General features: G+C 73.3%; 23 protein-coding genes and 3 pseudogenes. 12 read left to right on the top strand and 14 right to left on the bottom strand.

The features are described 5' to 3' along the window. Positions 1-4 precede the first annotated feature (4 nt). The 4 genes from ACRWNP_RS12960 to ACRWNP_RS12975 form a co-directional block, all read right to left on the bottom strand. Positions 5-1,195, bottom strand: a complete 1,191-nt coding sequence (locus tag ACRWNP_RS12960; RefSeq protein ID WP_431961284.1) for a cysteine desulfurase family protein — start codon at positions 1,193-1,195, stop codon at positions 5-7. A gap of 68 nt (positions 1,196-1,263) precedes the next feature. After that, positions 1,264-2,004 carry an SDR family NAD(P)-dependent oxidoreductase gene (locus tag ACRWNP_RS12965; RefSeq protein ID WP_431961285.1) on the bottom strand — a complete coding sequence of 247 codons (741 nt, stop codon included), beginning with the start codon at positions 2,002-2,004 and terminating at the stop codon, positions 1,264-1,266. A 171-nt stretch (positions 2,005-2,175) separates the two neighbouring features. Further along, positions 2,176-2,847: an SDR family NAD(P)-dependent oxidoreductase gene (locus ACRWNP_RS12970; protein WP_431961286.1), complete on the bottom strand. Its 672-nt coding sequence runs from the start codon at positions 2,845-2,847 to the stop codon at positions 2,176-2,178. A 35-nt stretch (positions 2,848-2,882) separates the two neighbouring features. Continuing rightward, a complete protein-coding gene (locus ACRWNP_RS12975; RefSeq protein WP_431961287.1) occupies positions 2,883-3,260 on the bottom strand; it encodes a DUF2255 family protein in 378 nt (125 codons plus the stop codon). A 203-nt stretch (positions 3,261-3,463) separates the two neighbouring features. On the opposite strand from ACRWNP_RS12975, the gene ACRWNP_RS12980 reads away from it, so the two are divergent. The 4 genes and pseudogenes from ACRWNP_RS12980 to ACRWNP_RS12995 all read left to right on the top strand — a co-directional run. After that, positions 3,464-3,823 (top strand): DUF6204 family protein, encoded by a 360-nt coding sequence (locus ACRWNP_RS12980; protein ID WP_431961288.1) that lies wholly within the window; start codon positions 3,464-3,466, stop codon positions 3,821-3,823. A 67-nt stretch (positions 3,824-3,890) separates the two neighbouring features. Next, positions 3,891-4,100, top strand: a complete 210-nt coding sequence (locus tag ACRWNP_RS12985; protein ID WP_018557908.1) for an HTH domain-containing protein — start codon at positions 3,891-3,893, stop codon at positions 4,098-4,100. A 2-nt stretch (positions 4,101-4,102) separates the two neighbouring features. Continuing rightward, the gene (locus ACRWNP_RS12990; RefSeq protein WP_431961289.1) at positions 4,103-4,675 is read left to right on the top strand and encodes a Clp protease N-terminal domain-containing protein; all 573 of its coding nucleotides are present in this window, start codon (positions 4,103-4,105) and stop codon (positions 4,673-4,675) included. 136 nt (positions 4,676-4,811) lie between these two features. Beyond that, positions 4,812-5,108 (top strand): annotated as a pseudogene (locus ACRWNP_RS12995) (GNAT family N-acetyltransferase); the annotation flags it as partial. A gap of 120 nt (positions 5,109-5,228) precedes the next feature. On the opposite strand, the gene tnpA reads toward ACRWNP_RS12995, so the two are convergent. Next, on the bottom strand, positions 5,229-5,645 hold the full coding sequence (tnpA, locus tag ACRWNP_RS13000) for an IS200/IS605 family transposase (protein ID WP_431961291.1): 417 nt from the start codon (positions 5,643-5,645) through the stop codon (positions 5,229-5,231). Positions 5,646-5,670: 25 nt separating this feature from the next. Between tnpA and ACRWNP_RS13005 the strand changes: the two genes are divergently transcribed. The 3 genes from ACRWNP_RS13005 (at position 5,671) to ACRWNP_RS13015 (ending at position 7,462) form a co-directional block, all read left to right on the top strand. Then, positions 5,671-6,879: an RNA-guided endonuclease InsQ/TnpB family protein gene (locus tag ACRWNP_RS13005; protein ID WP_431961292.1), complete on the top strand. Its 1,209-nt coding sequence runs from the start codon at positions 5,671-5,673 to the stop codon at positions 6,877-6,879. Positions 6,880-6,929: 50 nt separating this feature from the next. Then, positions 6,930-7,103 carry a GNAT family N-acetyltransferase gene (locus ACRWNP_RS13010; protein WP_431961410.1) on the top strand — a complete coding sequence of 58 codons (174 nt, stop codon included), beginning with the start codon at positions 6,930-6,932 and terminating at the stop codon, positions 7,101-7,103. A gap of 86 nt (positions 7,104-7,189) precedes the next feature. Then, positions 7,190-7,462 carry a UBP-type zinc finger domain-containing protein gene (locus tag ACRWNP_RS13015; RefSeq protein WP_431961293.1) on the top strand — a complete coding sequence of 91 codons (273 nt, stop codon included), beginning with the start codon at positions 7,190-7,192 and terminating at the stop codon, positions 7,460-7,462. Positions 7,463-7,542: 80 nt separating this feature from the next. Here the strand turns inward: ACRWNP_RS13015 and ACRWNP_RS13020 are convergent, their stop codons facing one another. Further along, entirely contained in the window at positions 7,543-7,668 is a 126-nt protein-coding gene (locus tag ACRWNP_RS13020) for a hypothetical protein (protein ID WP_431961294.1), read from the bottom strand. A 542-nt stretch (positions 7,669-8,210) separates the two neighbouring features. Here ACRWNP_RS13020 and rph point away from each other — a divergent pair. Then, positions 8,211-10,811 carry a rifamycin-inactivating phosphotransferase gene (rph, locus tag ACRWNP_RS13025; RefSeq protein WP_431961295.1) on the top strand — a complete coding sequence of 867 codons (2,601 nt, stop codon included), beginning with the start codon at positions 8,211-8,213 and terminating at the stop codon, positions 10,809-10,811. A gap of 69 nt (positions 10,812-10,880) precedes the next feature. Here the strand turns inward: rph and ACRWNP_RS13030 are convergent, their stop codons facing one another. Continuing rightward, positions 10,881-12,596 carry an ArnT family glycosyltransferase gene (locus ACRWNP_RS13030; protein WP_431961296.1) on the bottom strand — a complete coding sequence of 572 codons (1,716 nt, stop codon included), beginning with the start codon at positions 12,594-12,596 and terminating at the stop codon, positions 10,881-10,883. Between the two features lie 156 nt (positions 12,597-12,752). Here ACRWNP_RS13030 and hemC point away from each other — a divergent pair, with 156 nt between their 5' ends. Both hemC and ACRWNP_RS13040 read left to right on the top strand, forming a co-directional pair. Then, the gene (hemC, locus tag ACRWNP_RS13035) at positions 12,753-13,688 is read left to right on the top strand and encodes a hydroxymethylbilane synthase (RefSeq protein ID WP_431961297.1); all 936 of its coding nucleotides are present in this window, start codon (positions 12,753-12,755) and stop codon (positions 13,686-13,688) included. A gap of 96 nt (positions 13,689-13,784) precedes the next feature. Then, positions 13,785-14,458, top strand: a pseudogene (locus ACRWNP_RS13040) (ThuA domain-containing protein). Between the two features lie 22 nt (positions 14,459-14,480). On the opposite strand, the gene lexA reads toward ACRWNP_RS13040, so the two are convergent. After that, positions 14,481-15,179: a transcriptional repressor LexA gene (lexA, locus tag ACRWNP_RS13045; RefSeq protein ID WP_431961298.1), complete on the bottom strand. Its 699-nt coding sequence runs from the start codon at positions 15,177-15,179 to the stop codon at positions 14,481-14,483. Between the two features lie 438 nt (positions 15,180-15,617). Here lexA and ACRWNP_RS13050 point away from each other — a divergent pair, with 438 nt between their 5' ends. Beyond that, a complete protein-coding gene (locus ACRWNP_RS13050) occupies positions 15,618-16,541 on the top strand; it encodes an RNA polymerase sigma-70 factor (RefSeq protein ID WP_431961299.1) in 924 nt (307 codons plus the stop codon). A gap of 52 nt (positions 16,542-16,593) precedes the next feature. On the opposite strand, the gene ACRWNP_RS13055 is transcribed toward ACRWNP_RS13050, so the two are convergent. Further along, entirely contained in the window at positions 16,594-17,364 is a 771-nt protein-coding gene (locus ACRWNP_RS13055; RefSeq protein WP_431961300.1) for a hypothetical protein, read from the bottom strand. 302 nt (positions 17,365-17,666) lie between these two features. Between ACRWNP_RS13055 and ACRWNP_RS13060 the strand changes: the two genes are divergently transcribed. Continuing rightward, positions 17,667-17,948 (top strand): hypothetical protein, encoded by a 282-nt coding sequence (locus tag ACRWNP_RS13060; protein ID WP_431961301.1) that lies wholly within the window; start codon positions 17,667-17,669, stop codon positions 17,946-17,948. On the opposite strand, the pseudogene ACRWNP_RS13065 reads toward ACRWNP_RS13060, so the two are convergent. The 5 genes and pseudogenes from ACRWNP_RS13065 to ACRWNP_RS13085 form a co-directional block, all read right to left on the bottom strand. Continuing rightward, positions 17,932-18,555: pseudogene (locus tag ACRWNP_RS13065) on the bottom strand (aldehyde dehydrogenase family protein); the annotation flags it as partial. The gene ACRWNP_RS13060 and the pseudogene ACRWNP_RS13065 sit on opposite strands and share 17 nt — an antisense overlap. A gap of 186 nt (positions 18,556-18,741) precedes the next feature. Continuing rightward, on the bottom strand, positions 18,742-19,125 hold the full coding sequence (locus tag ACRWNP_RS13070; RefSeq protein ID WP_431961302.1) for a hypothetical protein: 384 nt from the start codon (positions 19,123-19,125) through the stop codon (positions 18,742-18,744). Between the two features lie 646 nt (positions 19,126-19,771). Further along, positions 19,772-20,392, bottom strand: a complete 621-nt coding sequence (locus ACRWNP_RS13075; protein WP_431961303.1) for a DUF1349 domain-containing protein — start codon at positions 20,390-20,392, stop codon at positions 19,772-19,774. Positions 20,393-20,521: 129 nt separating this feature from the next. After that, positions 20,522-21,751: a PP2C family protein-serine/threonine phosphatase gene (locus ACRWNP_RS13080; protein ID WP_431961304.1), complete on the bottom strand. Its 1,230-nt coding sequence runs from the start codon at positions 21,749-21,751 to the stop codon at positions 20,522-20,524. A gap of 9 nt (positions 21,752-21,760) precedes the next feature. Continuing rightward, the gene (locus ACRWNP_RS13085) at positions 21,761-22,612 is read right to left on the bottom strand and encodes a PP2C family protein-serine/threonine phosphatase (RefSeq protein WP_431961305.1); all 852 of its coding nucleotides are present in this window, start codon (positions 22,610-22,612) and stop codon (positions 21,761-21,763) included. Between the last annotated feature and the right edge of the window lie 12 nt (positions 22,613-22,624).

A 22,624-nucleotide genomic window follows, 5' to 3' on the forward strand; every position in this document is an offset into this window, starting at 1 on the left:
GGTCTCAGGTGGGGGAGCCGGCGCGTGCGGGGAGGGCGGTGACGGCGGCGGTGAGCAGCCGTGCCGCCAGGTCGATGTCGCCGGTGGTGGTCCAGCGCCCTACCGTCAGCCGTACGGCGGTCAGGGCCCGGTCGTCGCTCAGGCCCATCGCCCGTAGCACGGGGGACGCGGCGCGGCTGCCGCTGTGGCAGGCCGAGCCGGTGGAGGCCGCGATCCGCGGCACCGCGGCGAGCAGCTCGTGGCCCGGGACACCATCGATGCTGACGTTCAGCGTGGTGGGCAGGCGATGGCGGACGGACCCGTTGAGGTGGACCCGGCCGGGCAACGCACGGGTCAGGCCCCGGTGCAGCCGGTCGCGGAGCGCCTCGGCGCGTCCGTCGGCGCCGTCGGCGAGTTCCGCGGCGGCCAGCTCGGCGGCGGCCCCCAGGGCGACCGCGAGGGCGACGTTCTCCGTGCCGGCCCGCAGCCCGTGCTCCTGGCCGCCCCCGTACACCAGGGGCTCCAGGCGCAGCCCCGGGCGCACGTACAGGGCGGCGACCCCCTTCGGCGCGTACATCTTGTGCCCCACCACTGTCAGCAGGTCCACCCCCAGCGAGCCCGCGTCCAGCGGGACCTTCCCGGCGGCCTGGGCGGCGTCGCAGTGGAACAGCGCGCCCCGCGAGCGGGCGAGCCGGGCGAGCTCCGCGACGGGCTGCAGCGTGCCGGTCTCGTTGTTGGCGGCCATGACGGAGACCAGCACGGTGCGCCCGGTGAGCGCAGCGGCCAGCGCGGCCGGCTCGACGCGGCCCTCCCGGTCCACCGGCAGATACGTCACCTGGGTCCCGTGCAGCCGTCGCAGCGCGCGGCAGGTCTCCAGCACCGCCGGGTGCTCGGTGACCTGGGTGATCACCTGCGGACGGTCGGCACCCGCGGCCAGCACCGCGCCTCGCAGCGCGAGGTTGTTCGCCTCCGAGCCCGACCCGGTGAACACGATTCCCTCGGCCGCCGCACCGATGAGCCTCGCGACCTGGCGGCGGGCCCGCGCGAGCGCCGCTGCCGGCCCGTCGGCCCACGCGTGCCCGCTGGAGGGATTGCCGAACCCGGTGGTGAGCCAGGGCACCAGCGCCTCCATCACCCTCGGGTCGACGGGCGTGGTGGCGTTGTGGTCCAGGTAGACGGTGTCCCCGTCGAGGCCCGGATGGGGCGGCACCTTCACGGGAGTCCCTTCGGTTCCGGAGGGCAGGGGCAGGGGCAGGGGCCGGTGCGACGGGGCGGGGCCCGCCCTCAGCCGATCGCCTGCCGACCGCCGTACGTGTCGAGGACGGCGCCGGTGACGTACCCCGCGCGGTCCGAGGCCAGGAAGACGATCGCCTCGACGATCTCGTCGACCTCGGCGACGCGGCCCAGGACGGTGTTGCGGGCGACAGCCGCGAGCACGTCCTCGCCCATCTCCACGGTTCCCGGAGTGCGGACCGGCCCGGAGGCCACGGCGTTCACGCGCACCCCGCGGGCCCCGAACTCGTCGGCCCACACGCGCGTCATGATCTCCAGCGCCGCCTTGGAGGCTCCGTAGACGGCGGCCCCCCGCGCGGGGGCGCTCGCCGCCAGCGTGCTCAGGTTGACGACCGCCCCACGGCCGCGCGCGGCCATGCCGGGCACGAGGGCCCCGACCAGCAGCATGGGCGCCCGGGTGTTGACGGCCATGTGCAGGTCGAACATCCCGGCCGTGGAGTCGGCGGCGCCCGCGAACCGGTAGACGCCCGCATTGTTGACCAGCACGTCCACCGCTCCCGCCGCCTCGGCCAGGCGCAGCACGTCACCGGCATCGGACAGGTCGGCGGCGACGAACCGGGCCCGCCCTCCCGCGGCGCCCACCTCCGCGACGACCTCCGCACCCCGTTCCGCGTCCCGCCCGTGGACGACGACCTCGGCGCCCAGCGCCGCCAGTCGCAGCGCGACCCCCCGTCCGATGCCGGCGGTGGCCCCGGTGACCAGCGCGGTGGATCCGGAGAACTCCTGGGTCACGGCTGGCTCCTCGGGGCGGCGCCGCGGCGCGATCGGCGGACACACACCGTCCGTGTCCGGGCTCGTTGTCTACCTCACGCACCGTCACCCCCGAAGTCGGCTCGCCGACGGGGCGGCCGTTCGGGTCGGTCCTCCCACCCGCCCGCGGCCGCCGCGCCGACGCCCCTGTGCTCAGCCCTCGCCCTCCAGGACGCCCGCGAAGTGCCGGAACCCCGTCCGGTCCTGATGCATCGCCCACAGGGCCGCCGCCAGCGTGGCGGGATCGTTGCTGGGATGCCCGGGCGTGATGACCCCGGGGATGATCAGCTGCGCGACGTGGATGTCCTCGGTGGCCAGCGTCTCGTGCAGCATCCGGGCGTAGGCGCTCTCGGCCGCGTACGCCACGGAGGTCCCCGCGCGGGCCGGCAGCGGCCGCACCGCGCTGCCGCCGTTGACGAAGAGGATCGTGCCGCGGCCCAGGAAGCGCATGTCGGGCAGCACCGCCAGGACGGCCGTGACCGCGCCGTACAGGGAGAACTCCAGCGGTCCCGTGAAGTCGGCGGGCGAGGTCTCCAGGAGGGGTTTCATGAAGTCCGCGTGCGGCGCGGGACTGTACTGCAGCACCTCGATCGGCCCGAGCGCGGCCGCGGCGGCGTCCAGCGCGGCTTCGAGGCCGGCCGGGTCTCGGACGTCGGCCGCGAACCCCTGTGCGGTCACGCCGTCCTTGTCCAGGGCGGCCGCCAGTGTGTCCACCCGGTCCTGGTCGCGGGCGACGAGGGCGAGGTCGAAGCCGTCGCGGCCGAACTGGCGCGCCACGGCGGCACCGAGCCCCTGCCCCGCCCCGACGATGACCATGGTCGTCATGTCTGTCCCGTGTCCGTGTTCCGCTGCGCGGGCGCTCAGCGCGGCACGAGCTTGAGCGTGGCGGCGCGCGCGGTCCCGGCCACCAGGGACTCGACGTACTCCGCGCTGCGGCGGCCGTGCTTGCCGCGATGGACGACGTCGAGCCGCTCGTTGACGTCCGGGTCGTCGACCTCGAGGAAGGTGACGTCGCGCTCGACGCCGCCGGCGCTGATCCGGCCCTCGTGCCGGGCCTGCGCGGCGCGGAACCAGGCGCCGCCGCGCTCGCGGTAGGCCCGTACGTACAGGTCGGCGCCGTCGCGGACCACCCGGATGGTGGTCGGCGGGTCCAAAGTGCCGGGGTCTTGCCGCGGCGCGATGGCGAGCTCGTCGGCGTGCTCGATGCGGTCCAGTTCGTCCTTCGTCCACGTGGTCATCGGCGCGACTCCTCGGCGGTGTCGGGAACCAGTTCCGTGCGTCCTGATGCAATGATCGACAATTTCGGCCCCGGCCTGTAGCCGCGCGGGGCCAGACGGGTCCACGGGCTCGCCGGCCACCGGCCGGGCCGCTTCTACCGCGCGGACACGCGCCCCGCGAAATGCGGTGGAGCGGGACGGAAGGCGCTGCTTAAGGTCGGCGGATGAGCACTCGCACCTTCCGCGTCACCGTCCGCGGCGTCTTCGACGGACTCACCGCCGAGCAGCGCGCCGAACTCCTCGCCCGCGCACCGGAGCACGACGTCCTGCGCGCCGCCTTCACCCCCGAGGGCCACCTCACCTACGACATCGCGGCGCGTCCCGCCTTCACCTTCCGCTTCCTGGACTCCGGCGAGGCGGAGGAGGACATCCTGGACGCCACCGAACGCGCCGAGGAGGCGGCCAGGGCGTGGCTGGACGGGCGCGACTACGGCTACAAGAACCTCAGGTCCCAGGCCGAGGATCTTTCCCTGGCGCCGCTGGGCAAGCGGCAGCGCCGCGCCGCCGCGCGAAGTCATGCCTGAGGCCGCCGCCCTCCCGTCTGTCAACTCGGGTTGACACTTCGATGCCTGTCAACGTAAATTGACAGGCATGACCGAGGCAACCGATCTCGCCGAGCGGGCGGGTGACCGCGACCCGAGGGTCGGGCTGCGGGCCGTCGCCGCGCTGCGGCGGCTGCTGGAGCAGCTGGAGACCGTACAAGTCAGGAGCGCGCGGGCGCAGGGGTGGTCGTGGCAGGAGATCGCCCACGAACTCGGCGTCAGCAGGCAGGCCGTCCACAAGAAGTACGGGAGGCATTGAGGATGTTCGAGAGGTTCACCAAGAGCGCGCGTGAGGTCGTCGAGGGCGCGGTCGGGCACGCCGGACGGACGCAGGCCCCGGCGATCACCGAGGACCACCTGTTGCTGTCGCTGCTCGACAGGGAGGGCACCCGCGCCGCCTCCGTGCTGGCCGCGCTGGGCGTCGACCGGCGCCGCGAGGCCCTGGAGGAGGCGCTGGCGCAGACCCGTCGGCGCGGCGGGGTCTCACGGGCCGACGCCGAGGCGCTGGCGGGTCTCGGCATCGACGTCGCCGAGATCGTGGCCCGCGTGGAGGATGTCCACGGCAACGGTGCCCTGGCCACCGGCCGCGGACCCCGGCGGTGGCGGCCCGCGGGACGACGGCCGTTCACCCGTGGGGCCAAGGGCGTCCTGGAGCGCTCCCTGCGGGCCGCGGTGGCGCGGGGCGACCGCCACATCGGTGACGAGCACATCCTGCTCGCCCTCACCATCGGCCCCGGAGTGGTCGCGGACGTCCTCGCCGAGCACGGGGCCTCGTGGGCCGACGTCGAGCGCGTGCTCGCCGCGGACGGCGAGGGCCGGGCCAAGGCGAGCTGAACGCCCGCGGCGACGGGCAATTCGGTTGAGCCGTCGGCGGCGGTGCCAACCTTGCCGGGGTTCCGCGACGTCGATCATGCCGATCCGAAGGAGGGGCCGCCCCATGGTGCCCGGACGACTGGTGAACCTGCGCCCGATGGAGCCCTCGGACGCCGAGGCGCTGTGGCGCTGGAACCACGACCCCGAGGTCATGCGCTGGATGGACGACGACTACGCCCAGCCCCTCGCGCAGGTGAGGAAGCGCATGGAGGAGCGGCCCCGCAACGCCTACGCAGACGTGCTCTACGGCATCGAGGCGCGGGAGGACGGCCGGCTCATCGGCCTGGTGCGGCTGCGCGACGCCGAGCCCGAGACCGGCTGCGCCGAACTCGACATCTACCTGGGCGAGAAGGAGTACTGGGGCCGCGGCTACGCCACCGACGCCCTGCGCACGATGTGCCGCTACCGGGTCTATTCGCAGTGCACCGGGCTTCAGCCCGGTGGTGAAGCGAATCTTTGGCCCGCTCTGGCCTCAGCTGTGTGCACGGATCCGCGCTGTTCGCCTCAGCCCGGGTCAGAGCGGCCGGTTCTGCTGCTCGATGTACTGCCTCACGATGCTGAGCGGCGCACCGCCGGCCGATCCGGCGAAGTACGAGCCGGACCACAGATGTTGTGCCCGCCAGTAGTGGCGGACGATATCGGGGAACTCCTGGCGGAGCCTGCGCGAGGACACGCCCTTGAGGGAGTTCACCAGTCTGGACACGGCGACCTTCGGCGGGAAGTTGACCAGGAGGTGGACGTGGTTGGCCTCGCCGTTGAACTCGGCCGGCTCGGCCTCGAAGTCCTCGCACACGGCCCGCATGATCTCCTCGCACCGCGTCAGGTGCCGGTCGTCGAAGACGGAGTGCCGGTACTTCGTCACGAAAACCACGTGGGCATGCATGCGGAAGATGCGGTGACGACCTGTACGAATGTTCTCATCGATACGCATAAACCAACTGCGTATCGTGGTCCGTGTGCAGCTTCGGTACAGCTTCCGCCTGTACCCGAGCGCGGGTCAGCGCATGGCGTTGGCGAGGGCGTTCGGGTGCGCGCGGGTGGTCTACAACGACGCGCTCCGCGCTCGGGAGACCGCCCACAGTCAGGGGCTGCCGTTCCCCAAGACCGGCGACCTGTCCAAGGCGCTGATCACCGAGGCGAAGAACACCCCGCAACGGGCCTGGCTCGGCGAGGTGTCGGCGGTCGTCCTCCAGCAGTCCCTTCGGGATCTGGACACCGCGTACAAGAACTTCTTCGACGGGCTGAAAGGCAAGCGCCCGCGCATGGGTGCGCCCCGGTACAAGTCACGCAAGGACACCCGGCAGGCCGTACGCTTCACCGCGAACGCTCGCTGGTCGATCACGACCGGCGGGAAGCTGCGCCTGCCGAAGATCGGCGACGTCAAGGTGAAGTGGTCGCGGACGCTGCCGTCGACACCAGCCACCGTGACGGTGGTCAAGGACTCGGCGGGCCGGTACTTTGCGAGCTTCGTCGTGGAGACCGGCCCCGGGAAACCATGGCCGCAGACAACGCCCGAGCTGGGCATCGACCTCGGCCTCGGGCACTTCGCGGTCCTCTCGGACGGCACGAAGGTCGACAGCCCGCGCTTCCTGCGCCGGGCAGAGAAGCGCCTGAAGAAGGCGCAGCGCGCCCTTGCGCGCAAGGAGCAGGGCAGCAAGAACAGGGACAAGGCCAGGGTCGGCGTCGCACGGGCACACGCCCGGGTCGCGGACGCGCGCCGGGAGTTCCATCACCAGCTGTCCACGAAGCTGATCCGCGAGAACCAAGCGGTCGCCGTGGAGGACCTGGCGGTGAAAGGACTCGCGCGTACACGCCTGGCCAAGTCCGTGCACGACGCCGGATGGTCGGCGTTCGTGAGCATGCTGGAGTACAAGGCCGCCCGGTACGGGCGCACCTTCGTCCGGATCGGCCGCTTCGAGCCCACATCTCAGGTGTGCTCGCAGTGCGGCGTCAAGGACGGCCCCAAGCCCCTGCGCGTCCGTGTGTGGACCTGCGGGGCATGCGGGGCCGTCCTGGACCGGGACATCAACGCGGCGGTCAACGTTGCCAAGGCGGCCGGACTGGCCGTGTCAGCCTGTGGAGCGCGGGTAAGACCGGGACTCGTCCCGGCACCGCGCGGCGAAGCAGGAACCCAATCGGCACCGCAGCCTTCAACGGCGCGGTAGGCGGGAATCGCCGTCCCTCAGGGCGGCGAGGATGTCAAGGCTTCGAGAAGATGCGCCTGCACAAGATCTCGCTCACCGTCGTGACCGAGAACGAGGCGGCCCACCACGTCTACCGGAAGGTCGGCTTCGTCGAGGAGGGGCGGCTGCGGCAGGTCTTCCGGCGCGACGGCCGGTGGTACGACATGTTCACCATGGGCCTCCTGGAGGGCGAACTCCTCGACTGAGCCGCGGGCCCGGCCGCGCCGAGCGCGGGGCTGACGTAGCCTGGGCCTCCACCGCAGTGATCCGCAGACGACGCAGGGGGCCCCGCGTGACACCAGCAGCATGTCCCGAGCTCGAACACGCCCCGGCCGACGTCACGGCCACGCCCCCGGTCGACGGCTGCGCGGACTGCCTGGCCGCCGGGCACCACGACTGGGTCCATCTGCGGCTGTGCCTGACCTGCGGCCACATCGGATGCTGCGACAGCTCGCCGGGCCGGCACGCCACCGGGCACTACGAGGCCACCGGTCACCCCGTGATCCGCTCGTACCAGCCCGGCGAGAACTGGCGCTGGTGCTTCGTCCACGAGTCCATGGGCTGAGGCCGGTCCGGCGGCCCACGCCCACCGCTGCTGCCGCTGCAGCACCGCCTCCTCCGGGTCCGGTCCGCGCATGACGTGGCTCAGTACGTCGTCGGCGACGAGCCGTTCCTGCGCGCGGTGACCTCCCCGACGTCCAGCGCCGTGGCGATCTCCCCGGCGGCGGGCAGCCGCTCCCCGGGGGCGCGCTGGCCGAGGCCGACGGCCATGGCAGGTGCACCGTGCCCCGGCCCCCTCCCGTGACGCTTGCCCGAGCGGGGCGCCGCCCAGGCACGACGCGGCCCGGACGGTGGGCTGTTCGGCACGGCGCTCGCCTTCTCGGCGGAGGAGCGGCTCGTCGCGCACTACCGCGAGACTCTTCCCCGGCGGTCCCGCGAGCCCCGCACCTCGGGCGACCGGTTCGTGGTCTTCGACATCCCCGGCACGAAGCCGACCCCGGGCCGCCCTCGCCGCCCCTGGTGCTCACGCCGGCCGGGTGACACGACAAAGGCAGGGAGATCGCTCTCCCTGCCACTACCAAGCTATAGCGCACCAGGGGGCTTGCGGCAAGGCCCGGGTCACGGCGCACAATCGTCGGCCGATGCCACAACCTGCGGAAACGAGGGTATGACGTGCGTGTGTTGTTGTCGGTGTGCGGGGGAAGCGGTGACTCCGAACCAGGCTCGACAGGAGGCCCGGCCGGGCCGGCGGCGCCGGCGATCCGATCCGCCGCCGCGGTGCGAGGGAGCACGGCTGCCCCGGAGGTGTCGCGATGACCGGGCCGTACGTGCTGGATCTCCAGGAGGTCGACGAGACGCGGGGGCCGGTCGTCGGCGGCAAGGGAGCGCACCTGGGCGCGCTGTCGCGGATCGAGGGCGTCCGCGTACCGGCCGGCTTCTGTGTGACGACGGACGCCTTCCGGCGGATCATGGCGCAAGCGCCGTCGATCGGCGACCGGCTCGATGAGTTGTCGCGCCTGGACCCGGACGACCGGGAGGCGATCCGCACGCTCAGCGCGCGGATTCGCCGGACCGTCGAGGGGATCGCCATCCCGGACGATCTCGCGGCGGCGATCACCCGCGCGCTCGGCCGGTTCGGCGAGCGGGCCGCCTACGCCGTCCGCTCCAGCGCGACGGCGGAGGACCTGCCGACGGCGTCCTTCGCCGGGCAGCAGGACACGTACCTGAACGTCGTCGGTACGGCGGCGATCCTCCGGCACGTCAGCCGGTGCTGGGCCTCGCTGTTCAGCGAGCGGGCCGTCACCTACCGGCGGCGGAACGGCATCGATCACCGTACGGTCCACATGGCCGTGGTCGTGCAGCAGATGGCCTTCCCGCACGCGGCCGGCATCCTGTTCACGGCCGACCCCGTCACGGGCAACCGGAAGACCGCCACCGTGGACGCCGGCTTCGGCCTCGGCGAGGCCCTGGTCTCCGGCCTGGTGAACCCGGACGTCTTCACGGTGCGCCACGGCGAAATCGTCACCAAGTCGATCGCGGCCAAGAAGCGGACCGTTCACGCCCTGCCGGGCGGCGGGACGCGGGAAGTGGCCATCGACGCGCAGCGGCAGCGCCAGCCGGCGCTGACCGATGCGCAGGTCGTGCGGCTCGTGGGGCTGGGACGGCGGATCGAAGCGCACTTCGGCCGCCCGCAGGACATCGAATGGTGCCTGGTCGGCGACGACTTCCGGATCCTTCAGAGCCGGCCGGTCACAACGCTGTTCCCCGTCCCCGAGAGCGGTGACCAGGAGAACCACGTCTACGTCTCCGTCGGTCACGGTCAGATGATGACCGACCCCTTGAAGCCCCTGGGCTTCTCCATGTGGCAACTGACGGCCATGGTGCCGATGCACGAGGCAGGCGGGAGGCTGTTCGTCGATGTCACCCGGCGCCTGGCCTCGCCCGCGAGCCGCGCCGCCCTCCTGGACGCCATGGGGAAGGGGGATCCGCTGATCAGGAACGCCCTGGAGACCGTCCTCGACCGCGGGGATTTCGTCCCGTCGCTCCCGGACGCGGGTCCCGGCGGGCCGCCGGCGGGCGGCCCGCCCGCTCCGCTCGCGACCGATCCGGCCATCGTCACCGAGCTGGTCGAGCGCAGCCGGGCGTCCGTCGCCGCCCTGGAGCGCGACATCCGGACGAAGACCGGACCGGCGCTGTTCGACTTCCTGCTGGAGGCCTTCGAGGAGCACAAACGGGTCCTCGGTGATCCGCTGAACATCCAGGCCATCACGGCGGGGATGCAGGCCACGTGGTGGCTCAACGACAAGCTGGAGGAGTGGCTGGGCGAGAAGAACGCTGCCGACACGCTCACGCTGTCCGCCCCCGGCAACGTCACGTCGGAGATGGGGCTGGCGCTGCTCGACGTCGCGGACGTGATCCGTCCGCGGCCGGAGGTGGTGGCGTTCCTGCAGGGCGTCGGCGAGGACGAGGGCTTCCTGGACGAACTGGCGAAGCTGCCGGGCGGGACCGAGGCGCGCGACGCCATCGAGGCCTACCTCGACCGGTACGGCATGCGCTGCGTCGGCGAGATCGACATCACGAGGCCACGCTGGCGCGAGCGCCCCACGACGCTCGTGCCCGTGATCCTCGACAACGTCAGGAACTTCGGGCCGGGCGCCGCCGAGCGGCGCTTCGAGCAGGGGCGGCAGAAGGCGCGGCAGAAGGAACGGGACGTGCTGTCACGCCTGCGGGCCCTGCCGGACGGGGACCGGAAGGCCGGCGAGGCCAAGCGGATGATCGACCGGGTCAGAGCCTTCATCGGGTACCGCGAGTACCCGAAGTACGGCATCGTCAGCCGCTACTTCGTCTACAAGCAGGCCCTGCTGGAGGAGGCCGGGCGCCTCGTGCAGGCCGGCGTGCTTCCCGACAAGGAGGACATCTTCTACCTCACGTTCCGCGAACTCCACGACGTCGTGCGCTCGCACCGGGTGGACGGCCGGCTCATCCAGGAGCGCAAGGACGCATTCCGGACGTATCACGCGCTGACACCGCCCCGGGTGCTCACATCGGATGGCGAGGCCTTGACCGGGGCGTACCGGCGCGACGGCGTACTGGCCGGCGCGCTGATCGGCGTACCGGTGTCCGCCGGGACCGTGGAGGGAAGGGCCCGCGTCGTCCTTGACATGGCGGAGGCGGATCTCGAAGCGGGCGACATTCTGGTCACGCCCTTCACCGACCCCAGCTGGTCGCCGCTGTTCGTCGGAATCGCGGGCCTGGTGACGGAGGTGGGCGGCCTGATGACCCATGGCGCGGTGATCGCGCGGGAGTACGGATTGCCGGCCGTCGTGGGCGTGGAGCGGGCCACCGGGCTGATCCGGGACGGGCAGCGGATCCGTGTGCACGGAACCGACGGGTACGTCGAGATCCTGTCGTGACCGACCACACCGGCAAGCCCTGTCCATCGCCGGGCCCGGCGCCGCCCCTCCGACGGGGCGGCGCGGGCGTCAGCCGCGACGGTAGATCGTGATGGAGTGCCCCACCTCGTCGATCGGCTCGCTGCCGGCGATGAGCTCCGCCAGCCGGCCCTCCGCCTTGGCGACCGACGAGTCCGACACCACCAGCAGCCCGTGGACCCGGTCCGCGGGGACCTTGCGCGGGTCGGCGGAGCGGATGCCGTAGTGGGCGGGCACGCCGCTGCCCTTGTAGACCAGCCAGACCCGCTCGCCGGGGTAGCGTTCGCGGAGCCGGTCGGCGAGGCGGCCCAGGTCCTGGCCCCAGTCGACGTTGGAGTCGTGCAGGCGCAGATGGGTCTTCGACGTGCCGCCGAAGGCCTCGTTGGAGTACTGCAGGTAGTACGGGAAGGTCCGCAGTGAACTGACGGCGACGAAGGCGACGAGCGCCGCCGCTCCCACGTCCGCCCACCGCCTGCGCAGAGCGGCGACGCAGGCCGCCGCGACCGCCCCGAACATCGGCAGGAAGACCACGTAGCGGACCCCGAAGTCCCGCGAGCCGGTCATGGCGGCGGCCGTCAGCACGGCCGCGGGGACGAGCAGGTACGGGGCGGCCGCGCGCAGCCGGGGGAGGGCGAGCAGGGCCGCGGTGCTGGCGAGCCACAGGGCCAGCGTGCCCAGCGGGGTCTTCACCAGCACCGCGGCGGGCAGGTAGTACCAGAGCGCCCCGTGGTAGTGCCGGCCGAAGAGAAAGCCGTCGAAGGTCGCGTTCTCGAAGCCGAACTGGACCGCCATCCCGTCGCGGTACGCCCGGGGGAGCGGCAGCGCGTCCACGACCAGCCCCCGCAGGCCGTGCAGGGCCGGCAGGGTGTCAGGCGCCGTCCAGCGCAGCCGCGGGTCGACGACGAGGTAGGCCGCCCACACCACCGCGACGGCGACGAGCCCGACCCCGCCCGCCGCGACCGCGGCACGCCGCAGCGACCGGGCGGTACCGGGCCGCTGTGCACCCCGCCCACCCCCGTGCCACACCGACAGCGCGGCCAGGAGCAGCAGGACCGGCACCGCTGGGAGCGTACTCATCCGCGTGGCGACCGCCGCGCCCAGCGCCGCACCGGCGAGCGGCAGATACCTCCGGGGACGTTTCCGGGCCCGCCACAGGGCCCACACCGAGGTCAGCAGGAAACCGGCCGCCGGGACGTCCAGGGTGGCGAGCGAGCCGTGCGCGATGACGTCCGGGGAGAACGCGTACAGGGCGAGCGCGAGCAACCCCCCGGCGGGCCCGGTGAGATCGCGCGCGAACGCGAGCACCACCAGCCCGAACAGCAGCGTCAGCGCGATCACGGGCAGCCGGGCCGCCGGCATCAGGCGCCAGGGGTCGTTGCCCGACTCGTACAGCACGCTGCGGCCGAGTTCCGTCTGGTCACCCTCGAAGTCAGGGTCGAGGCGTGGGTGGGCGAACACCAGACCACTGGCGATGACCAGCTTGCCGAGCGGCGGGTGCTCGGGGTTGAAGCGCAGGCTGTGCTCGCGCAGATAGACCGTCGCGGTGCCCACGTACACCGGCTCGTCGATGGTGGGCGTCTGCTGGACGGCCGTCGTGACCATGGCGAACGCCATCTGCGCCAGGAGCGCGAGCACGGCCAGGACGTACAGCGGACGGCGGTGCCGCAGTGGAGGCGCCGGGAAGCGGCGCACGGGCACCGCGGTGATGGCGGCGGGCGTCGCCGGTTCGGGGGACACCGCGGTGGGCGAGGGCCGTTCCTGCGTCATGGTGCGCTTACCCCGTCGCCCGTTCCTGTGGCGGCACGTCCCCGCGCCGGCGCCCGACCGGTGGGCGCCGCGGGACACGTTAGCCGCGCCGCCGCTCCCGCGCGTGGGGTTGGGGCTGTTGCACGGGACGCCGGCCGGACGCCGTACCGTGGGCGCATGGCAGTCCCCGAGCTGATCCGCATCGTCTCCCGCTCCTCCCCGATGGCACTGGCCCAGGTCGAGCGCGTCCGCGCTGAGTTGGCGGCGCTCCACCCGGGAATCCGGACGGAGGTCGTGCCCGTCACCACCTCCGGTGACCGCTGGATGGGCGACCTGGCCCGGTTGGGCGGCAAGGGCGCCTTCACCAAGGAGGTCGACGCCGCGCTGCTGGAGGGCCGGGCCGACCTGGCCGTCCACTGTGTGAAGGACGTCCCCGCCGACCGGCCGCTGCCCGCAGGGACGGTCTTCGCCGCCTTCCTCAAGCGGGACGACATCCGCGACGCCCTGGTGCACCCCGGTGGCCTCTCCCTCGACCGGCTCCCGCCCGGCACGCGCATCGGCACCTCCTCGGTGCGCCGGATCGCGCAGATCATGGCGTCGTACCCGCACCTCACCTGCGTCCCCATGCGCGGCAACGCCAACCGCCGCCTGGAGAAGCTCGCGGCGGGCGACGCGGACGCGCTGCTCCTGGCCATGTCGGGGCTCGAGCGCATCGGCAGGACCGACGTGATCAGCGAGGTGCTGCCGGTCGAGACGATGATCCCGCCGATCGGCGCGGGCGTCCTCGCCCTGCAGTGCCGGGAGGGCGACACCGAGACGATCGACGTCGTGAGCGACCTCGGCGACCCGGACGCCCACCGGGAGACCACGGCCGAGCGGATGTTCCTGCACGTCCTGCAGGGCCACTGCAACAGCCCCATCGCCGGCTACGCCCACGCCGAACGCGACGGCCGCCTCTCGCTCCGCGCCCGGGTCTTCTCCCCGGACGGCAAGACCGTCCTGGACGCCCACGAATGGGCCGGACCCCTGGACCCCGCCACCCTCGGGACGTCGGTCGCCGTGGCCCTGCTGCGGCAGGGTGCCCGTGAGCTGATCGACAGCATCGGGCACTGACCGGAGCTGTCCCCGGGCCGCCGTTGACGTCCGGGCGGCGCCGGGGAGACTGGTGGGCGCCGTCCGCCGCCGCCGTCACCGTCCTGGGAGAGCCGATTGTCCCGCCGCGACCCCCGTGTGCTCGTCTACACCCGCACCACCGCCTACCGGCACGACTCGATCCCGGACGGCGTCAGGGCCCTTACCGAGCTGGGGGCCGCGCACGGCTTCCGGGTGGACGCCACCGAACGGCCGGAGGACTTCGAGGGGGCCGGGCTGCGTCCCTACGACGCTGTGGTGTTCCTCTCCACCAGCGGGGAGGTGCTGCGGGACGCGGGCCGGGCCGCCCTCGCGGCACACCACGCGGACGGCGCCGGGTTCATGGGCGTGCACGCCGCCGCCTGCACGGAGTACGACTGGCGCTACTACGGGGAGCTGCTGGGCGCGCGCTTCGCGGGGCATCCGCCTCTGCAGGCGGGTACGGTCCTGGTCGAGGACCCCGCCCATCCGGCCACCGCGCACCTGGGCGCGGCGTGGCAGGTCACCGACGAGTGGTACGCCTTCGACCGCAGCCCCGTCCCGGGGTGCGGGTCCTGGCCTGCGCCGACGAGTCCTCGTACACGGGCGGTTCGATGGGTGCGGACCACCCGCTGGTCTGGTGCCACGAGTACGGCGGAGGGCCCGTCTTCTACACGGCGCTGGGGCACTCCGCGCAGGCCTACCACGACGCGTCGTTCCGGGCCCATCTGCTGGGCGGGATCCGGTCGGTGCTGCCCGGGACGGCGGACTGAGCGGGACGGTGGCGCCCGGTCCCTACAGGCGCCGGAGCACGGCGACCACCTTGCCGAGGATGACCGCCTCCTCGCCGGGGATCGGGTCGTAGGCGGGGTTGTGCGGCATGAGCCAGACCCGGTCGCCCTCGTGCTTGAGCCGCTTGACGGTCGCCTCGCCGTCGATCATCGCGGCCACGATGTCGCCGTGGTCGGCCGCGTCCTGGCTGCGCACCGTGACCCAGTCGCCGTCGCAGATGGCCACACCCGTCATGGAGTCGCCGACGACCTTGAGGGCGAACAGCTCGCCCGCTCCGACGATCTGCCGGGGCAGCACGAAGACCTCGTCGACCTGCTCCTCGGCGAGGATCGGCGTGCCGGCCGCGATCCGGCCGATCACGGGCACGCGCGCGGACGGGGAGGCGCTGACCGGCTCCGCGTCCGGCCCGGAGTCCTGCTGGGAGGGCCAGGAGCAGCGCACGCGGTAGGCGCGGGGCCGGTGCGGATCCTGCTCGAGCACGCCCTTGCGCTGCAGCACCGCCAGTTGGTGGGCGACCGAGGACGTGCTGGCCAGCCCGACCGCCTCGCCGATCTCGCGCATCGACGGCGGGAAGCCGCGGTTCTCCACGGAACTCAGGATCGCCTCGACGATGCGGGACTGACGGTTGGTCAGTCCGTCGGGCCCGGGGTTGTCCGAGCCCTGGGGGCGCCCACGGCGCACTGTCGTCCTGGTGGGCTCCATGCCCCGTCCCTCCCTGTGCGGATCTCGCTGCGAAACGTAACGTTACCCTGCTCCACGGCACTTTTGGAACGCGTGTGCGAACTCCCGTGAAGATCTGTGAGCGGTCCGCGCGGAACCGGCCGGGATCGCCGGAGGAATCCCGCTGTCACAAACGGAGCCGCTGCCCGGTCATTGACTGGGGGGTCGTGCGCCCTGCCGCCGGTAGCGGAATGCGACCGTAATTCCCCCCGCCCCGCGGGAACGCCCGTCCGGCGCCCTGCCGCGCCAATTCACGCGCGGCGCGGGAAATGCCGGCCGACCGGAGACGGCGCGCCTGAACGGCGCGGAGAACCGCGTGGACCGGGCCCGGCCGGAGCGCCCCCGACCCGCGGGAAAACGCCGTCTGTGTAGGCTGGAAGGGGCAGTCGGGCGGATGTGACGGTGGAGGAAAACGCGACGATGCAGCCAGGGGACGCGGAACACGACGGCGCGCTCGACGAGGCCGCGGCGGTGTTCACGGCCCTGCGCCCACGATTGTTCGGGATCGCCTACCGCATGCTCGGCAGCGCTGCGGAAGCCGAGGACATCGTCCAGGACGTCTGGCTCAGATGGCAGGCCACGGATCGCGACGCCGTGGAGAATCCGACCGCATTCCTGACCACCGCGACGACCCGGCTGGCGATCAACGTCACGCAGTCCGCCCGAGTGCGGCGCGAGGGCTACGTCGGACCCTGGCTCCCCGAACCGGTCGACACGAGCGCCGACCCCGCGCTCGGCGCCGAACGCGCAGAGGCGGTGGAGCTCGCGGTCCTGTTCCTGCTGGAGCGGCTCACCCCCACCGAGCGGGCGGCGTACGTGCTGCGCGAGGCGTTCGACTACCCGTACCACGAGATCGCCACCGTGCTGGACCTGAGCGAGGCGAACTCCCGCCAGCTGGTCAGCCGGGCCCGCAAGCACATCGCCGCCGGGCGCCGCGAGCAGGTGAGCACGGCGGAGCACCGCCGGCTCCTCGAGGCCTTCGTGGCGGCGGCCAGGGCGGGCGACCTGTCCGGCCTGGAGAAGCTGCTCGCCACGGACGTGGTGAACTACGGCGACAGCGGCGGCGCCTTGCGCAACGCGGCCAAGATCCCCGTGGCCGGCAGCACCAAGGTGGCGAAGGTCATCACCGCCTTCGCCCCGCGCTTCTGGCCCGACACGGATGTGGCGTGGGTCGAGGCGAACGGGCAGACCGCGGCGCTCGTCACCCACGCGGGCGTGCCCATGGCCCTGCTGTCCATCAGCGCCTCCGAGCAGGGCATCGACCAGCTCTTGTGGGTGCTCAACCCGGCCAAGCTCACCGGCTTCAGCGCCGTGGCGGCGGGCCCGGACGCGCCGGCCGGGTGAGCCCGGACGCCGGGCGGCAACCCGGCCGTACGGGGTGGCCGCCGGGCTTCGGTCAGGCGTCCGCCGCGGCACGGCCGGGGGCGGCATCGCCCGCCCGCAGCAGCCGGAGGAAGGCCTTGAGGCCCGTGATGATCTCCTCGTTGTCCGTGAGCCGGTCGACCGTGGCCTCGAACTCCCGTGCCAGCGCGGTGATCCGGCGGTCGGCGTCCTCGGCCCGCTCGTACACCGACGCCCCCAGCGCGTCCACCGTGCGCCGCAGCTCCGCCAGGGCCCGGTACTGCTCCTCGGCCTTCTCCTCCAGGACCGTGATGCCGCTGTCCGTGCGCTCGACGCGCTTCTTCAGCCCCAGGACGTCGTCCCGCGGGTAGGCGACGTCCATCAGCAGGGTGCCCAGCCGCCTCCTCAGCTGTCCGAACCACGCGCCCGCCGGGCGGAAGACCGTGCTCAGCAGGAAGAACGCGGCGATCCCGTATCCCGCGATACGACCGGTCGCCACCGTCACCGCCACCACCCCGGCCGCCGTGAGCAGATGGCCCGCCAGCGCGACCCGCAGCATCGTCCGGGCGATCCGCGCGGCCTCGTCGTCCCGTGCCCGCGGGATGACCAGGCCCTTCTCCCGGCTCACGGCGATCTCGGCCAGCACCGCGTGCGCCCGGAAGTAGACGTTCCACGGCACCGTGAGCAGGACGAGCAGCCACAGCAGGCACAGCACCCCGGCGCCCGCGCCCAGGACCGCCGGCAGCGGCGCGCCCACCGCGTAGACCAGTGCCAGCGCCCCCGCGGTCACCGCCAACGCCAGCACCGTGCCCAGGAATCTCCCCATGCCCGTCACCGACCTCCTTCTCCCGGGGGTTCGTCGCTCCCATCGTCCCGCCCGGGCGGCCCACCGGCATGAGTACCGCTACTCACTCCACCCCGCCCCGGTGCGGTGCCGCGCGGACCGGGGGACCGAATCGGCGACCGTGCGCGGGGGCTGGGACCGGGCACGGGGAGGCGTCTTCGCGCACACCTGCGCGGCACCGCCACGCCGACGGCACCCCGGCAACCGCGTGAATCCGCGCCTGACGTGATCCCCGTGCCCGGCATGGCATGCGACAGGAAAATCGTGCCCCCAGGAGGTCAGCGATGGTCCCGGTCCGCCACCTCACCGCCGCCGTCGCGGAACGGGAGGTCTTCCACCGCGAGGCCGGACCCCGCGACGTGTGGGGCGCCCATGACGAGTTCTACGCCCCGGCCGGGGATCGGCCCTTCCTCGGCGACCTGCCCGAGGCCGAGGTGCACCTGCCCGGTACCGGGCACTTCGCCCTGGAGAGCACCTGGACGCCGTCGCCGGGTACCTGCGCGGCTTCCTCGGCTGTGTCGTGCCGTGAACCGGTGGTCCGTCGTACGGTCAGCGGGGCCGGGTGATCGTCCGGTGCACGACGTACGCGTCGGGGCCCTCCGTCCCGTCGAGGCCCGTCGCGGCCCCGTTGACGGGCACGGCGGCGCCCGTACGCAGCCTGCGCGCGACGGCGCGTTCGGGGTCGGCGGACCACACGCCGCCGGACAGCCGGTACTCCGAGTCGTTGGCCATCCGTACGGCGTCGTCGTCGCCGTCGTGGGCGATGACTCGGAGTACCGGGCCGGAGATCTCGTCCTGGGCGATGCGCATGCGGTGGTCGACGTCCGCGAGTACCGTCGGGGCCACGTAATAGCCCTCCTCCGGGCCGGCGGGGGCGCGGGGACCGCCGGTCACCAGGCGGGCGCCCTCATCTATGCCGAGTTCGATGTACGACATCAACCGCTGCTGCCGCGCGTGGCCCGCCATCGGCCCGATCGAGGTGTCCGGCTCGGCCGGGTCGCCCACCCTCAGGGACCCGACGGCGTCCGCGACGGCCGCTACGACCTCCTCGTACCGGCGGCGCGGAGCGAGGACGCGGGTCCGCGCGGCGCACATCCTCCCGTTGTCGCCGAGCGAGGCGAACAGTCCCCGCACCGTCCGCGGGAGGTCGGCGTCGTCCAGGACGATCGCGGCGCGGGGTCGTGCCGGGGGCGCGAGAACGTCAGGAGCGGAAGCCGCGCCCACCGGTATCCCTTGGGCGCTGCTTCCGCTTCATGAGGTGCGCGACCGCCGACGCTGGTCTGGGACCTGCCGTGGCCGGTCGCCAGATGTTCGGCGGGTGCCGGGGACCGGTCGGGGACCAGTTCCCCGGTGAGCGTGTTACCGCCCGCCGCCACCGCCGCCGCCGTGGCCGCCACCGCCGCCGCCGTGGCCGCCGCCACCGCCGCCGCCGCCGTAGCCGCCGCCGTGGCCGCCGCCGCCGTAGCCGCCGCCGTAGCCGCCGTCGCCGTAGCCGCCGCCGTGGCCGCCGCCGTGGCCGCCGCCCCAGTCGCCGTAGCCGCCCCAGCCGCCGTATCCGCCGTAGCCGCCGTAGCCGCCGCCGCCATGGCCGCCGCCGTGGCCCCCGCCACCGCCGCCGTGCTCGGCATAGCTGACCGCTGAGGCCGGTGAGCTCGTCGGTGCCGCGACGGCCGATGTGGCCGCACCCCCAAGGGCGAGCGCGAGGCCTGCCACTGCGGCGAGGGGCCACTTGGAAATACGCATGACAACTCTCCCAACCAGGTCGATTCCTGGGTGTGGACCGGGTTCAAAGGCCACTGCGCCGGACGGTTGCGAGCGGCGCTGCCCCACCCGAGCTGCGGGTCGTGCGTGCGGCCCTCAGGGGGTGACGTTCGAAGAGTGATGTTCGAAATGTTGCCTTTGCCACTATTTGTCCACGTCCCCACGCTCCGACCCACAGGGCGTGACGTCAAGCAGTGAGCCTGGTAGTGCCACTACCAGGCTCAGGGGCAGGGAAGTCGTGGGCGCGGGAGTCAGTCGCTCGGCGAGTCGTCGTCGAAGGCTCGTCACCCCACCGGAACCAGGCCTGGTCGCCCTCGATGTGCAGGAGGAACTCGGGGACGGGCCCCGTGGGCGAGGACAGCGAGACCGCGCGCCGTACCTCGTCGTACGCCGCCTCCCACGCCGCCCAGGGCTCGTCATCCTCGTTCGGCGCGGTCATCGCGGCCTGCATCAGGACGAGTTCCCGCGCGAACAGCGGCCGCACCCGGGCGAACGCCGGGGCGGGGGTGAACCGCCCCGACAGCCACGGGAAACCGGCCTCCTCGATCGTGAGGTCCCCGACGGGCTCCCCCCCCGCTCAGCACCCGCCGGGTCTCACCCACGAACCCCATCGTGCCCTCACCGGTCCTCAGTGCCCCTCGGTGCCGGAGTGCTGCGGCTCTTCGTGCAGCGCGGAGTCGGCCGCGCCCCGCGTGAGGCCGGTGAACATCACACGCAGTCCCGCGCGTTCCGGGGAGCAGCAGAACGGCCCCGCGCTGGCGACGGAGTCCGGCGCGAGCGGCGCCAGCCGGACCAGCCGCCAGGGGCCGTCGTCGCGACGGGCGCGGATCGTGACGGCGTCGCCGGAACGGCTGGCACGCACGGTGACCGAGTGGCCGGCCCAGTCGGGCACCGGCGCGAGCGACCAGTCGGACACCCCGCGGGTGACGACCGCGCCGAGGTGCGGCACGCCGTCGGACATCTCGATACCGGCCTTGAGCCAGTTCTCCGCGTCGACGCGGATCATGAGCCCGGCCTGGTCGTACAGGGTGTCGAAGTCCGCGCGGAAGGTCACCTCCATCGAGGTGTCCGCCGGGAAGGCGGTGAGCAGGGCGTGCCCGTCGTCGCGGACGAATCCGTAACCGGTGGTGCGCCAGAAGTCGCTGCGGTCGCGGGTGGTGACCAGCAACCCCGACCCGTCCGTCTCGGCCCGCTGCGGGGCATTGAGCCAGTCGGCCTCGTCCCAGCCGATCGGATGCTGCTCGTTCATGGACCGTCCTTCCGGTCGGGCGGGCCCCTGGGCACGATGCGGCGGGGCCGCCGGGAGGTGGGCGGGCCCAGCGTAGATCAGCGCCGCGCCGGCGGAACCCGGACGGGGGCGACGGGGCGCGGGGTCGCGTCATTCCCGCTCGGGACTGAAGGGCGGCAGCCTCGTGGAAGGACCGGGTTTTGGCCCGCCGGACAGCGCCGACGGCCCGCCGACCACCCGCGGTTCGTGCGACAGCCCGAGGCCCACCGGCTCCCGCCGTACGGTGATCAAGGCGGCGTCGTCGCCGAGCCGTCCGCCGCAGTAGGCAAGGAGGTCCTCGCGCACGTGCCGCACCAGGTGCTCCGGGGTCTCATGGACCGGCCACGACGCGACCCGCTCGGCGAGCGGGTAGAAGCGGCCGGAGGCGTCACGGGCCTCGGTGACGCCGTCGGTGTACAGCAACAGCACGTCGCCGGGCGCGAAGGGGAAGGTGTCCACGCCCGGGTGAGAGGGCTGCAGCAGCCCCAGGCCGATGGGCGGGGCCGGCTGGCTCGGGTCGAGCGCCGCGAGGCCGTCTGCGGCCAGCCGCAGGGGTGGCGGATGGCCGCAGTTGAGGATGCGGATCTCGGGACGGTCGTCGGGGAAATCCACCAGGATCGCGGTGATGAACGACTCGATCGGCGTGTCCTCCTGCAGGCGGTCACCGCCGGCCTGCGCCTCCTTCCAGCACACCGTGGCCTCCAGGTGCGCGTACATCGCGGGCAGCGGTGGGGCGCGGTAGGCGACGCTGCGGAACGCGCCGAGCAGCAGTGAGGCGTCGCCGATCGCGGGCAGGCCCTTGCCGCGGACGTCCCCGACCAGCAGCCGGGTGCCGCCGGGAATGCGCACGGCCGCGTACAGGTCGCCGCCGATCCGGGCCTGGTCCTCGGCGGCCTGGTAGTCGAAGGCGATCAGCAGCGGGCCGATGCGTTTCGGCAAGGGCTGCAGGACGACCTGCTGTGCCGCCTCCGCCACGGAGCGTACCTGCTGCAACTCGGCCTGGTGCCGTTCGCGCAGCCGGCAGAAGAGCACGGTGAAGGCCGACACGAGGACGAGCGCGATGATCTCGCTCTGGCGGTACGACGCGGTGATGGTCCCGTCGGCCACCGACACCACGGTCACCGCTGCCACCGCCAGCCCTCCGATGAGGGCGGTGAGCCGGAGCCCGCCGAACGACGCGGTGAGCGCCGGTGCCACCACCAGGAGGGGTCCCAGGTGGCCCTCCGTGGGGATCACCAGGTCGCTGATGACGATCGCCACGATCAGCAGCACCGGGACCGCTATCAGGGCGGGGTTCCGCTTGGCGGACCAGTACGTGCGTGTGCGTGGTGCGAGACGCATACCTCCTGCTTACACCTCTCCCGCTGACCCCGCCCGTGGCGGGACGTCGGCGGGGACGGGCAGGAACAGCGCCGTGACGTTGTCATGGCCGCCGGAGTCCAGCGCGTACCCGACGAGCGAGCGCGCGCTCTCCAGCGGGCCGCCGCCTGCGGAGGCGGGCGCTGCGGCCGAGCGGTCCCGCAGTGCCTCCACGCCGGGGAGGTACCGCCACAGCCCGTCGGTGCACAGCAGCAGGCGGCCGGGGACGGTGGGCCGGCGGCTGCGCACCCGTGGCGCGGGCTCGCCGCTGCCGGCGCCCAGCCAGCCGGTCAGGGCGTCCAGTTCGCCGGTGTCGTCCTCGGTCAGCGCGAGGGCCAGGCCCTCGTCCGGCAGCCAGTACGCGCGGCTGTCACCGATCCAGGCGCACCACAGGCCCTCCGGACCGGTGACGCCCGCGACGAAGGTGCAGGCCGGCGCCTCGCCCGGGGAGACGGCGAGCGCGGCGACGGCGCGTCCCGCGCGCCGGGTGGCGTCCTCGAGCGCCACCTCCGGCACGGTGCCGGACCGCAACGCCGACGCCAGCGCGTCCGAGGCGACCTCGGCCGCGAGCCGGGCGGCCCGCTCGGACCGGGGCGACATGGACACCCCGTCGCACACCACGCCGATCGTCCACGCGCCGGCGGTGGTCAGGGCCATCGCGTCGGCGTTCACCTCACGTCGCTTCCCCCGGTCGCTGACGCCCGCCGCGCCGCCCGCGGTGACCTCCACACGCGACCGGAAGGCCGGCTGGGCGAGGCCGCAGTCCCAGCAGCGGCCGTCCGGGGCCACCGTTCCACCACACCGCTCGCACGCGGGCGCGCCGCCCCCCTGAAGTCCGTCCACGGCCCGACCCTA

The organism is Actinacidiphila sp. bgisy160 (genome assembly GCF_965342435.1).
Classification (GTDB): domain Bacteria; phylum Actinomycetota; class Actinomycetes; order Streptomycetales; family Streptomycetaceae; genus Actinacidiphila.